The following is a 13,022-nucleotide window of genomic DNA, read 5'->3' on the forward strand; positions in this document are numbered from 1 at the left end:
GGAAGAGGGCGGGATTTAGGCCATAAGTCTGGGTGGCTTGGTGTGGCTGGGTGGTGCTGATTCGGCGCCGTGGCCGTCCCGGACTGCTCCGATGAGCTGCTCCAGGTGCCGTGCCCAGACGCGCCGGGAGTCGGGTGTGTCCACGGCGCCGGTTTCTGCAGCCCAGTGCTGGTAAAGCACTGCCACTCCACCGGCGACGGATCCCACCAGGAGGTGGACGGCAAGCTTGTCTGCATCCGGACGGCGGCGAAGCATGGCAGCAAGAAGCCTGTTGCTCACCTCGGTGAACACACGGATTATCATCAGTGCCTGACGGGGTGACGGATCTTCAGTGGGACCGCCCAGCATCCGGGTCAGGTATGCCAGGGGGGTCACCAGATCAGTGGAGCGGAACGCGGCCGCCACTTCCTCCATCATGGAACCTTCGGTGCCATCGCCGTTGGGCGGCACCGCGGCCAAAGTCTCTACGACGGCATTAAGTGCGTCACCGCAGACCTTCGTGACTACTTCATCGACGGACGAAAAGTGGTTGAAGACGGTACGCCGGGAAAGGTCAGCGCGCTCCGCCAGCTCGTCTACGGTGAAGTCCGTGCCGGACCGCTCCTCCATCAGGGCCGCAGCGGCATCGACAATGGCTTGCCGGTGGCGGGTCTTGAGGGCAGCACGGCGGTCGGGAGAAGCTTCTGGAGACACATTTCTACACTAAGTGCACTGATGCACTTAGTGCAATTTCCGCCGGCCGGCTTTTATAGGGGGCGTGAATGCCTTAGAACGGGAGCTCGGCAGCCACTGCTGAGGTCGCAGCAGAAAGGTTCCGCGGGTCGGGAGCCATGCTGCTGCCGACCCGCGGGGAAAGGTTTAGGAAACCTGTACGGGAGACAGGCTCAGCCTTGGCAGATAGGCCTGCAGGCCGTCAATCGCCTGGGACTCATCGCCGGCCGGAACAGCAGCTGCCACGTACCGGTCGGGGCGCACGATCAGGGAGATGCCGCTTCCTGCGAGGGCGGTGAAAGCACCTGCAGTGTCCGTGACCGTGACCGGAGCACTGTTTTCTCCGGACGGTCCGGCGAACGGCTGCACTTCGAAGCTGCCTGCCTGTCCGGCGGGGAAGCGCAGCACCGCCCAGCCGGCGCCGAGCAGCGCGTCGAGTGCGGCGGTTTCTCCGGACCGAAGGCGCACCTCGGGCTGTGAGAGCGAACGCCCGACCAGTGCCGCGGCCGACTTGGACAACCCGGCCGCGGGGGCAACCACGCAGCCGCTGCGGAAATAGGGCTGCTTCAGGAACTTCATGCCGGTCAGCCACCGCTTGGCTGCGGGAACGATGCCCGACGCCGTGACCACCGCATCCCGGACCGCTGTCAGGACCGGGTGGACGTTCATGACTACTGCGCCGATCCGCTGGGAAAGCCGGACCATGTCCACGGCATGCGGGCGGCGTTCGGCCTGGTAGGTGTCCACGAGTGCGTCGGTTCCCTCCCCGCGGACCGTGGCGGCGAGCTTCCAGGCCAGGTTGGCGACGTCGCGCACACCCGCGTTGAGCGCCTGCCCGGCGAAGGGCGGCATCATATGGGCGGCGTCTCCCGCCAGCAGCACATGGCCCGCCCGGTAATTCAGGGCAACCCGTGAATGAGCCACGTAAACCGCGGCGCGGCGGATGTCCTCCTCCTCGATGCGGCGGAACGGTGCAATCAGCGCCTGGATGGCCGCCGGTGTGGTGACCTGGGCGGCCTCCTCGCCCGGCAACAGCATGAACTCATAACGGCGGCGACCCTGAACCCCGGGGACCACAACCACCGGCCGGCTGCCGTTGCAGTGGAACTCGGCGAACTTCTCCGGCTCCCCCGGGTTGTTGACGGTATCCACGACGATCCATTTCTGGACCTGAGTGGAGCCTTCCATGGGAATGCCCAGCTGTGAGCGCACGGGGCTGCGGCCGCCGTCGCAGGCCACCACCCACTTGGCGCGGACGGTGGACTTTCCGGCGTCGTCGATAAGAACGGTGTCCACATAGTCGGGGCCGTCGCTGATGCGGAAAGCCTCGGTGTTGAACCGCAGATCGATCAGCGGGCGCTGCCGGGCAGCCTCGAGCAGAAGACTCTCCAGCACCGGCTGATCAAACTGCGACTTGCCTGGTTGACCGAGCCGGGGTGCCGCCGGCCGCACCGCGGCCAGCAACTGTCCCCGGCGGCCAAAGTAACGGGCACCCGTGTCCATGAGCATTTCGGGTGCCAGACGGTCCATGATGCCGATTTCCGCCATGACCCGCAGCGACTCATCGGTGATGCTGATGGCGCGCGGCTCGTCGCTGGTGCCGGGATGCCGCTCCGCGAGAAGCACCCGCAGGCCCTGGTCCGCGAGCAGGTTCGCCGCGGTCAAGCCCACGGGGCCGGCTCCGATAACGAGTACGTCGGTCTCGATCATGCTGTTCCATCCATCCATAGTCGTGGCAGGCAGGCCGTGCGGCGGGGCTCCGCGGATTAGTCGACCAGTTCAACCGTGTTGCGCAGGGTGCCCAGCCCGGTGATTTCCACTTCAACGACGTCGCCGGCGGAAAGCAGCCCGGAAGGAACCATGAAGCGTCCCACTCCGCCGGGGGTGCCCGTGACGATGACATCGCCCGGAGAGAGCCGGGTAAAACCGGTGACGTAGGAGATCAGCTGCGGGATGGTGAAGTAGAGGTCGGCAACGGAGGCTTTCTGCCGGACATCGCCGTTGACCCGGGTCTCCAGCGTGAGCTCGTTGACGTCACCGAGGTCTGCTGCCGGAACCAGGTAGGGCCCGAACCCGCCGGTGCCGGGGAAGTTCTTGCCCGGAGTCCACTGCGTGGCGGCCAGCTGCCAGTCCCGCGCGCTGAAGTCGTTGTATGCCGCGTAGCCAGCGACGTGGTCAAAGGCGTCCGCTTCGGCAACGTGGAACCCTTCCTTGCCGATCACGAGCGCCATTTCACCCTCATAGTCGAATTCATTCGTCGACGCGGGCATCTGGGCCGGCTGCAGGTGGCCCATCTGCGAGTCCGCGAAGCGGGTGAAGATGGTCGGAGCCTTCTGCTCCTTCTGGTGCTCGGCCTTGCCGGTTTCCTTCTGGTGGCTGCGGTAGTTCACGCCGATGCAGATGATCTTGCCGGGGTGGGTGATGGAGGGAAGGAATTCGATCTCTGCTTCCGGACGAGCCGGGGCGTTCCGGAATTCTTCACCGACGGTGCCAAAAATTCCGCGTTCGACGGCGGCACCCAGTGAGGGGGCGAGGTTCAGGCCGGAGGGTCCGAGATCGTAGGCGGTTCCCTCACTCACGATGCCCCAGGTGTGCGATCCGTCGGCTGCAACATAGCTTGCGTAATTCATGGTCTTCCTTTCATTGCGGCGGAACCGCCGCTGGTCGCCTGCTTCACCCGGAAGATCCGTGGGCTGGTCGGCGGAGTTTGCGGGCAGGTGAGATGTAGAACACATTATTTTATGGATAGTAGATAAGTCAAACTAGAATATATTCTTTGTTGTCTTCATGCGTTTATGGTTAAGGCCGCAGTCAACACAAGGAGTTAGGGCAGACATGTCGGAAGCCGGATCGCGGATCATCAGTTCCATTCGGCGCGCCATTCTCAACGGAGAATGGGTGCCGGGCGGCAAACTTCAGCCTGCCGCCCTGGCAGCGCAGTTCGGCACGAGCACCACGGTTGTTCGTGAAGCCTTGGCCCGGCTGGCGGGCGACGGCCTGGTGACGTCCGAGCGCAACCGCGGGTTCTTCGTCCAGCAGCTGGATCTCCGCCAGCTCCGGGACATCACCGAACTGCGGTGTGTCTCGGAGGGGCTCGCCGCCGGCCTGTCCGTGGAACGGGGGGACCTGCAGTGGGAGTCGGACCTGATCGCCGCTCACCACCAGCTTTCGCGCGCACCGCGCCGGGCCCCCTCGGACCCGGCCCGCATCACCGATGAATGGGCGTACGCCCACAAGCAGTTCCATGCCAAACTCCTCCACGCCTGTGACTGCCCGCCCATGACCAAGCTGGCCGCTGACCTGGCAGACTCCACCGAGCTCTACCGGCGCTGGGCCGCCCCTTCAACAGCGGCCGCCGTCCGCGACGTCGAGCAGGAACACCGCGACATCCTCGAAGCGGCGCTTGACCGGGATGCCGCAAAACTGGCGGCCCTGCTGCGCTCCCATTACGAGGCCACGGTGCAGGTGGTGCTGGACGCGGGCCTGGTGGCCGACGTTGCTCCGGTGGGCAGCTAGACCACCGGCACCAATCATCAACAACGCCGGACGGCCTGAAATCCCCCGGCCCCGGTGCCGCCGCTTAGACGGCGCCGCCGTTGCCGGCGATCACTTCGCTGGCCAGTTTCTTGGCAAAGTCGGTGTGTTCCCGAACCGCCCGGGATGCCTTCGCCGCATCGCGGCTGCGCAGGGCATCGGTCAGTGCGACGACGTGACTGTGGTCCATCTGCCGCGCCCAGTCAGCGTCGGTGAGCGCCTGGCGCCACACAGTGCCGATTCCGAGGCGGCGGAAGGCATCGGTCAGCTGCACGGACCCGGCGATGGATACGAGGCGGTTGTGGAACTTCGCGTTCAGCTTCAGGAACTCGTCAAGGGAGTCCACCCCGCGCTCGCGCAGTTCACCGAGTTTTTCCGTCATTGCGCAAAGCTCGACGACGTCGGCGTCGGTGATCTTCTCGAAGTGGCTGGCCAGGACTCCGAGCTCGATCGTGGCCCGCCCCTCGTATGCCGAGTTGATCAGGTCCTCGGTCATCGGAGTCGGGGTGAACTGCCCGCTCCCATCCCGGGTCACCAGTGCTTCGGCGGAGAGCTTGACCAGGGCATTGTGCACGTTGTTGGCATCCGAGCGGATTTCGGCGGCAATCTCCTCGGGAACCAGCGCCTCATTGACCGGGGTGCGGCGGTGAAGCACCCAGTCCCGAACGGCGTCGTACGCCGCCAGTTCCTTGACCCGCTCGAGGCGGCCGAAGGTTCCGCGGTAGTAGGCCAGGGGTTCGGCGCCTTCGCGTGCGGAGGCCTCCTGCACCAGCCCGAAGAACACGGTATGCGTTCCGCCGGCAGGGGTCTCATCGACCCTGCAGACCACGTGGGCGAGAGCGCCGTCGAGCAACGGCACATTGCCGTGTTCGCTCAAGCTGACCGCCACCGAATCGAATTTGTCGGCTCCTTTGCGGCCGAACTTCATGGCGAGGTCGCCCTGGTCCTCGGCAAGGATGTTGATGCCGAAGTACCCCGACCTGACCACGGCGTCGTGCGTTGAACTTGACCGGTTCAGGCAGGCGAGCATCATGGGCGGCTCCATGGAAAGGGAAGAAACCGCGGACGCCGTGGTGCCGAACAGTTCACCGTCCACATTGGTGGTGATCACGGTGACGCCGCTGGCGAAGTGGCCGACGACGTCACGGAAGACCATGGGGTCGAGGACTGATCCGGGGATGGTCTGAGTAGTCATGAGTGCCTCCTGTGGAGGTGCGGCGCCGGTGCGGGCCGCACTGTCTTAGTGGGTGTCGGGAGTAAAGAGAGCGACGAGGGTGGAAACGTCCTCTAGGGATTCAAGGCGGTCGACGGTGTCGGCAGCGCGTTCTGCGCTGCTGCGCGAAATGCGGCCGCCGAACTCGACGTTGGCGTAGTACTTGTCGCTGATGTCCCGTGCGCTCAGGGGATTCTTGTGGATGTCACCCAGCGGGTCATCGACCCGGCAGTGCAACCGGGAGCCGTCGCTCAGCGTCAGCTCGACCTCGGCGGTCAGGATCTCACCGGGCGCCAGCGAATCCACCAGGGAGATCTTGTCCAGCAGCCTGAGCAGCCGCGGGTCATTCATGTGGTTGGCGTTGAGGTGTTCGGGGCGGACTGTTCGGTACATCAGGGCAGTGGCCGCCGTGAACCTGATGCTGAAGGCTCCCGATACTTCCGGGGAATCTCCGGGCCGGAATTCCTGCCCGACAAAGCCGCGCAGCGTCCGCGGGGTGACATGGATGCGGATCTGTTCAATCTGGTCCGGGTCAATGTTGTGTCCCGTTGCCAGTCGCACGCAGGCGTCGAGTGACGGATGGCTGGCCCGGCAGGCGGACCACGGCTTGATCACGCAGTCACCGTAGAAGTCCTCCCCCAGGCCGGCGGTGATGCCCTCGGCGTTGGCATTGGAGCCAAAGACCTCCAAGAACCCGTGCTTTCCCCCGATGGCGTCAACAGGTCCGGTGAAGCCCAGTTCCGCCAGCTCCGCCGAGACGATCGCGTTCCGTGCCGCAAAGGCCATGGGCAGCTTGAACGCCGGGGACTGGTCATTGATGTTGGCAACGGTGCCGGCCAGCTGGTTTTCAACGATGCCGAACCCATGGCGCAGCGCAGCCGCATCCAGGCCTCGGAGCTTGCCAGCAACGGCAGTTCCGCCCAGGCCGTTGATGGTTCCGGTGTTGTCCTGCCCGGAATAAACGTCAAAGCCCTGGGCCATCCCGAGCCGGGCCGTCAGGTCGTCGCCAAGGATCAGCGCCGTGAGCAGGTCCCGGCCGCCGGCGTGCCGCTGTTCGGCAACGGCGAGGGCAACAGGCACCGTGGTACCCGAGATATGCGCCGGGGCCTGGGTCTGCCCCGGGCCTTCCGCACCGATCGCCTCGAAGTCATAGGAACGCATCATGGCGGCGTTGACCATCGCCGCGGCGTGGGCCGGAACCCGCAACCCGTGCACGAGCACTGTGGCTTCGGGCCGGCCGCCCCAGCGCCCGGCGAGCGTAAGGAGCGCATCGTTGCCCTGCGCACGGTGTCCGGCGGCGATGTTGCCCAGCGAATCCAGGATCCGCACTTTCGCCCGCTCCACCGTCCGGGTGTCGAATGCCTCGAACTCCGTATCCGCAATATGGTTGCTCACCGTTTCGGTGATGGTCGCCGTCGTCGTGATGCCCATGGGGAATCTAGGCCCGAGGTCCTGTGCCCTGCAGGGACAGGAGGTCCTGCTGCTCCGGCGCAGGCACCGGGTCGATGCCGGCTTCCTCGAACAAGGCGCGGTAGGCACCGGTTTCGCCCTTCGCCTGCGCCTTGCGGTGGTCCAGCCCGCGGGCCCGGCCGACGGAGCCGAGGTAGAAGCGCTCGTACAGTTCGTTCCGGCTGCCCAGGGCGGATCCGGCGAAGTCCCATGCGGTGCGGAAGATACGTGCCCGCTCCTGGGCAGGAATCCCGTTGGCTCCCGGAAGGTACTTTTCCAGCAGCGGCCCCAGCCGTGTGTCCTGGAACGCGGCCGCCGTGGGGGTGGCCAGGAGATTGTGGGAACCCATCGACTTGATGATGTCGTTCACCCGGGCCATCCACAGCGGCATCATGGTGCGCAGCGACGAAATGTCATCGTGGCAGAAGAACGCCCCGTTGCCCCAGTCCGAGGCATTGACCTCGGCCGAATGCACCACGGCGCGGGCAATACGCAGGTAGGAGTAAATCTCGCCCAGGATTGATGCCGTCTCGGGCTTGGTGTCCGTGGCGGTGGCCTTGGCCATCTGGACGCAGAGGTCATAGGCGAATTCGAGTTTTACGCAGGCCCGGATTGCCGTCTGCTGCTGCGTGTTTCCGGTGGCGGTTCCGGCATTCAGGGCGTTGTAGACGCTCAGGTTGCCGTCGATGAACACGCGTTCCCACGGGATCAGGACGTCGTCGAAAATGATGACGGCGTCCTGCTCGTCGAAGCGTGAGGAGAACGGCTTGTCCACGATTTCCGCGTCGACCCCGTAGTGGTCGCGGCAGACGGAGACGACGCCCGGCGTCGCTACGGGGATGGCGAACGAGAGCGCGTATTCCTCGTAGCCGGGCTGGATCGGCACTGCCGGGTAAACGTAGAGTTCATCGGCGATGGGGCCGAGGGTGGCGAGCATCTTGGCACCGCGGACGATGAGGCCTTCCTCGGTGCGGTCGACGACCCGCAGCGTCAGCTCCTCGTTCATGCCCTGGAGCTCGCCCACGCTCTTATCGATGGCGGCGTGGACAATGGTGTGGGTCAGCGCCAGGTCCTTTTCAATGACTTCCCGGTGGTACGCCGCGATGCGTTCATGGAACACCGGGTCACCGGACTTGTCGAAGATGTCCTTGCGCGACACATGGCCGGCCAGAACCACGTTGACGTAGTCCGGCGTGCGGCCGAGCATTCCGTTGGAGTAGCGGGCCAGCCGGTCGAAGGCCCGGTGCCGGCGGGCGATGTCTTCGGCGCTCTTAGGCAGTGAGAGGCTGACGTTCATGGCGGATCCGGTCTCCGGATCGGTCATGAGGCAATCGGCGGCGTACTTGTTCTGGTAATCGAAATAGCCCGCCATCCCCTCGATCGATCCCTTGAAGGCCGGATGCTCCAGGACGTTGATGCGCTGGTCCCCCAGCCACACCTCCCGGTTGTCGGCGAGGCCCGCTTTGTACTCTGCTCCGGTGCGTGCAGTCACTGTCTGCTCCTTGAACGGGCTGTCTTTGCGACCCGCGTTGTTTCACATTGTTGATTGGAAAATATAATCTGCTCTACAGATTATTTACTTTATGTGATCTTGGCAACACCTTTCGGAGGTCTGGTTCAAAAACCCGTGAAGTGCTGGGGGTGCTGCCGGATCCTTATAAAGAAGGCGCCACGGAGACCGGGCGCGTGGCGCTCATGGCGCTGCGGAATTCGCCCGCGGAAATTTCCACTTCCGCGGCCCCATGAGTCCGGCGGCATGTGTTCAGCGGCGCAGGAAGAGCCTCTCCGGCCCTACCAGCTCTGCCTCCGCCGCGGAGAGCCGGAGCATCTGCGGAAGGGCTGGATCGTAGGCTGGCACCGCGGTCCCGTCCGGCCTGCGTGCCACCCCGCCGGATGCAAAGCCGAGGAGAACAGCACGCAGTTCGGCACTGACGGCCTCAAAACCGGCGGGGTCGAAGCCATCCAGCATGGGAGCGTCCGACCAATCTTCCCGGTTGCCAAAGAGGAACGGCAGATCAAAGTTGTGCGGGCTGCCGATGCCGTCCAGCGGGCTGGGAACGGCAAATCGAACAAGCGTGGCGGGAACCCCCGCCGCGGAGGCGGCCGCCGCCAGTTCGGTGGCCGCCAACCGGAATTCATACAGGCTCATGGCCTCCACCATGCGGGCATGGTGCGTGGCGCCGGGTATCCGGCCATCAATGAACGCCTCGACAGCCTGCGGGTCCTGGAACCGTTCGGCGATAAAGCCTGCGGCCATTTCGGGGGACACCGCCGGCACCGGTAGGCCGCGGAGCATGGCCGCGGCCTCGTCCTGCGTGGCGCTGAGCAGGATCGACTCCACATGCAGGCGTTCGGCCGCAACGGAGAAGTCCGCCAGATCCGCAGGGACCAGCACGCCGTCGGCCGCCGGCTGCAACCCCAGCCCGCGTCCCGCGTAGGCCCGTTCCACTTCGCGCTGGGCCGCCAGGACTTGGTCCACTCCGGCGGTGGCCGGATCGGCAGCAAGCGCACCGTTGAAGATCTCCGCGCGCTGCCCCGCCGCTGAGGCGGTGAGCGGCGGCTGGAAGGGAAGACTGAAAAAGGCTGCCCTCCCGAACAATCCGCGGGCCGGCTCCGCACAGGCCAGCGCAAAGGCGAGCCAGGCGCCGGCCGACTGACCGGCCAGGGTGACGTCGTCGGGATTTCCGCCGAAAGCGGCCACGTTGTCCTGGATCCAGCGCAGCGCCTGCAGCACATCATCGAGGACCCTGTTCTCGACACCGTCCGCACCCATGAGCCCTGCGGCCCCGAGGCGGTAGTTGACGGTGATGACAACCATCCCGCCCTGACCACAGAGCCGTTGCCCGTCGTACCAGTCGGCGGTTCCCGCGCCGCTGATGTAAGCACCGCCGGGCAGGAAGACCAGCACCGGAGCGTTCCGGGCGCCGACGGGCGCCCAAATGTTCACCTGAAAGGCATCCTCGTCCCGGGGCAACCGGGCCAGTGCGGGCCCGAGCAGCCAATCCATCGATCCGGGATTCTGCGGGAACGCCGCCGGAATGCCCTGCGGATCGGCCGGATCCGGTCCGATCAGTGCGGAGAACCGGTCCGCGGGATCCGCGCGCTTCCCGTAGCGGACACCGCGGGTGTGCACGACGCCGTCGCGGACCTGGGATTTATAGGCTGCAGGCGTGGTGACGGCGGGAGCCGTGTGGGAGGACCCCATCATCAGGACAACTTGTTGTAGTCATCGAGATTCACCCGGCGCGTGATCTTCCAGTAATCCAGCACAGGGTAGGGCCAGATCTGCGACACCCTGCCGAACTTGTTCTTGTACCAGGTATTCACGCTCGGATGCCCCCAGGCCTTCTTGGAATTGGCGGCATCCAAATCCCGCACAAACGCATCCAGGACTTCCTGCTTGAGATCGAGCGCCTTGAGGTTCTCCTCCAGCAGATGGCGGAAGGCCTCCAGAGTGTACTCAATGGCGCTTTCCATCATGGTGAACAGGCTGCCGTTGACGACATGTCCCGTATTGGGCCCGGTCAGGATGAACAGGTTCGGGAAGTTGGGAACGGTAATACCGGCAAAGGCCTTGGCATCGCCACCCCAGTACTCATGCAGGTCCCGACCGTTGCGGCCGGTGATCTGCAGCGGTTCCAGAAACTCCGAGGCATGGAATCCTGTGGCGTAAATGATCATGTCCAGCTCATGGAAAACGCCGTCCGCGTCAATGATGCCGTTCTCCGTCATCCGCTCCATGCCGCTGGTGACCAGCGTGGTCTGCGGCTTCTTGAGGGATTCAGCCCAGACACCGTTGTCGCGCAGCATGCGCTTGCCGCCGACGATGTAGTCGGGAGTGACCTTGGCGAGCAGGTCCGGGCGGTCCTGGTACTGGACCTCCAGCAGACGCGTGAGTTCCTGCCGCACCCGCTCGTTGATGGCGGAAACACTTCCCGGAGTGTTCCACCCGTCCTCGACGTTCATGGTGTGCTGCCGGCCCTCAACGCCCAGCCAGTACTGCCAGAACCGCATCCACTGACCGTAATGGGGCAGGTGCTCCACCAGCCACTTCACGGAATCGGGCATGTCATCGTAGTAACCGTTGGTGGGCAGCATCCAGGGCGAGCTGCGCTGGAAGACCGTGAGGGATTCCACCTGGTCCACGACGGCCGGAACGATCTGGTAGGCACTGGCACCGGTGCCGATGACGGCAACACGCTTGCCCGTAACATCGACGTCGTTGTCCCATTCCGCTGAATGCATGTGGATGCCGGCAAAGTCCGTGCGGCCGGGGACGTCGGGGAACTTCGGCCGATCCAGCTGGCCGACGGCGGAAACCACAGCATTGAACCGGCGGCTGACCTGCTCCCCGTCGACGATCATCTCCACGGTCCAGAGTCCGGTGGCCTCGTCGTAGGCAGCGGACGTGACCTCGGTCCCGAACTGGATATTCTCTTCAATACCGCCGCGGCGTGCCACTTCACAGGTATAGGCGTGGATTTCTGGCCCCTCGGAGAACTGCTGTGGCCAGTCGTCCCGCTGCGCGAAAGAGAAGCTGTAGGCGTAGTTGGGCGTATCCAGACGCACCCCGGGATAGGTGTTCTTCCACCAGGTCCCCCCTACGGCATTGCCCTTCTCGAAGACGGTGTAGGGAATATTGGCCTGCCCAAACCGGTAGGCGGCAGCCATCCCGGACACGCCCGAACCGATGATGGCTACGCTGAACTCCCGGCCTGCGGAAATGTCCTCATAGTTCCAGCGGGGCTTTCCGCTCTTGCCCTCCGCCAGTGCCATGTCGTGCATCAGGAACGGGTGGTACTCGGGGGAGGCCGCGTTGGTGATCCACTCCAGGATGGAGGTCGCCTGATCCTCGTCAAGTGTCTCGACGCGTGTGAGCTGCTCATCGCGTACGCGCCGCAATGCCTGGAAGGCCAGCTCCCTCGCCTCCATCTGTGCTTCCTGGGACATCCCCCCGTGCGGCTGCCCAATGGTGTCGGCCGGCGGCTGGGGCGGACGAAGATTGGGGCGAAGGAGTGAAAAGTCCCTGGTAACGGCAGCCAGGGCCACCAGCAGTGCCGGAAGGTCGCTGGTCTCCACAATGTTGCGCAGAAACGCGTCATCCTCGGTGATCTGACTGTACTCGTCTCGCCAGTACAGGTCGTCGACCACGCTGTCCTGGGGCGCCTGCACGGCGGCGGGGGAATAGGTCACGGCGGTTCTCCTTTGGCGGATCTCAGCGGACGCAGCCGGTCGCCCGAACCCTGCCGCCGGACAGCTTCCGGGGCGGGAACAGCAGATGTGACCGGGGTCTCATTTCTCCCTGCCAGTCTAACCGTGATCTTGCATAAGTCAATGAACAATACATTCTGTGCTCGTCGCTACAATTATGCACATGTCAAAAAGAATCGATGCGGAGACGCTCAGCACCCACGTCCGCAGTGCGCTCCGCAGCGATATCCTCTCGGGCAAATGGGCGCCGGGCGAGAAGCTGCAGCTCACTGACCTCTCCGGCCACTACCAGACCAGCAGCACCGTCGTCCGGGAGGCCCTCACCCGGCTCGTCGGTGACCGGTTGGTGCTGCTGAAGGCAAACCGCGGGTTCTTCGTTCCCGTGCTTTCACTGGCGGAACTGAAGGACATCACCGAGCTGCGCTGCGTCAATGAGGAGTTCGGCATCCGCCTCGCCGTCGAGCGCGGCGACCTGGCCTGGGAGTCAGAGCTCATGGCAGCCCACCACACCCTGGAACGGACCCCCTACCGCACCGAGGGTGATGATGCACAGCTGACGGATGACTGGGTGCGCGCCCACCAGGCCTTCCACGAGAAACTCCTGCAGGCGTGCGCGGTGCCCACCCTGATCGATTTGACCTGCACCCTTTCCGACCTCACGCAGCTCTATAACCGCTGGGCGGGAAGAGCGACCCGGTTCGTCAACCGCGATGTGGCCCAGGAACACCGCGAAATCCTCGCCGCCGCGCTGAACCGCGATGCCAAAGAAGCATCCAAGTTGCTTCGCTCCCACTATGAGACGACGCTGAAGGCCATTGAAAAGGCCGGTTTCTCGGAGGACTCCCCGACGTCCTCCAGCCCGGCGGCCAGCGGTTCGGCCAGATAAGGATCCGGGCAGCGGCAA

The 13,022-nt window shown here is 64.7% G+C and carries 10 protein-coding genes; 2 read left to right on the forward strand and 8 right to left on the reverse strand.

Annotation, left to right across the window (positions count from 1 at the left end; all coding sequences use genetic code 11):
- Positions 1 to 15 precede the first annotated feature (15 nt).
- From MUG94_RS16675 to MUG94_RS16685, 3 genes are all read right to left on the reverse strand, one after another.
- A complete protein-coding gene (locus MUG94_RS16675) occupies positions 16 to 693 on the reverse strand; it encodes a TetR/AcrR family transcriptional regulator (protein ID WP_227907226.1) in 678 nt (225 codons plus the stop codon).
- Positions 694 to 858: 165 nt separating this feature from the next.
- The gene (locus MUG94_RS16680) at positions 859 to 2,439 is read right to left on the reverse strand and encodes a bifunctional 3-(3-hydroxy-phenyl)propionate/3-hydroxycinnamic acid hydroxylase (protein ID WP_227890850.1); all 1,581 of its coding nucleotides are present in this window, start codon (positions 2,437 to 2,439) and stop codon (positions 859 to 861) included.
- A 38-nt stretch (positions 2,440 to 2,477) separates the two neighbouring features.
- Positions 2,478 to 3,341: a fumarylacetoacetate hydrolase family protein gene (locus MUG94_RS16685; RefSeq protein ID WP_227907227.1), complete on the reverse strand. Its 864-nt coding sequence runs from the start codon at positions 3,339 to 3,341 to the stop codon at positions 2,478 to 2,480.
- A gap of 205 nt (positions 3,342 to 3,546) precedes the next feature.
- Here MUG94_RS16685 and MUG94_RS16690 point away from each other — a divergent pair, with 205 nt between their 5' ends.
- Positions 3,547 to 4,227 carry a GntR family transcriptional regulator gene (locus MUG94_RS16690; protein ID WP_227890852.1) on the forward strand — a complete coding sequence of 227 codons (681 nt, stop codon included), beginning with the start codon at positions 3,547 to 3,549 and terminating at the stop codon, positions 4,225 to 4,227.
- A gap of 64 nt (positions 4,228 to 4,291) precedes the next feature.
- Here MUG94_RS16690 and MUG94_RS16695 read toward each other — a convergent pair whose 3' ends face one another.
- From MUG94_RS16695 to MUG94_RS16715, 5 genes are all read right to left on the reverse strand, one after another.
- Positions 4,292 to 5,440 (reverse strand): flavin reductase, encoded by a 1,149-nt coding sequence (locus MUG94_RS16695; RefSeq protein WP_227890853.1) that lies wholly within the window; start codon positions 5,438 to 5,440, stop codon positions 4,292 to 4,294.
- Between the two features lie 45 nt (positions 5,441 to 5,485).
- Positions 5,486 to 6,889, reverse strand: coding sequence for an MmgE/PrpD family protein (locus tag MUG94_RS16700; RefSeq protein ID WP_227907228.1), 1,404 nt, complete (start codon positions 6,887 to 6,889; stop codon positions 5,486 to 5,488).
- 7 nt (positions 6,890 to 6,896) lie between these two features.
- Complete coding sequence (locus tag MUG94_RS16705) at positions 6,897 to 8,399, reverse strand: 4-hydroxyphenylacetate 3-hydroxylase N-terminal domain-containing protein (protein WP_227907229.1); 1,503 nt, start codon at positions 8,397 to 8,399, stop codon at positions 6,897 to 6,899.
- A gap of 270 nt (positions 8,400 to 8,669) precedes the next feature.
- Positions 8,670 to 10,115 (reverse strand): carboxylesterase family protein, encoded by a 1,446-nt coding sequence (locus MUG94_RS16710; protein ID WP_227907230.1) that lies wholly within the window; start codon positions 10,113 to 10,115, stop codon positions 8,670 to 8,672.
- Positions 10,115 to 12,100 (reverse strand): flavin-containing monooxygenase, encoded by a 1,986-nt coding sequence (locus MUG94_RS16715; RefSeq protein WP_227907231.1) that lies wholly within the window; start codon positions 12,098 to 12,100, stop codon positions 10,115 to 10,117. The genes MUG94_RS16710 and MUG94_RS16715 overlap by 1 nt, the downstream gene beginning before the upstream one ends.
- A gap of 181 nt (positions 12,101 to 12,281) precedes the next feature.
- On the opposite strand from MUG94_RS16715, the gene MUG94_RS16720 reads away from it, so the two are divergent.
- Complete coding sequence (locus MUG94_RS16720; RefSeq protein ID WP_227907234.1) at positions 12,282 to 13,004, forward strand: GntR family transcriptional regulator; 723 nt, start codon at positions 12,282 to 12,284, stop codon at positions 13,002 to 13,004.
- The last annotated feature ends 18 nt before the right edge of the window (positions 13,005 to 13,022 follow it).

The sequence above is a fragment of the Arthrobacter gengyunqii genome (assembly GCF_023022985.1).
Classification (GTDB): domain Bacteria; phylum Actinomycetota; class Actinomycetes; order Actinomycetales; family Micrococcaceae; genus Arthrobacter_B; species Arthrobacter_B gengyunqii.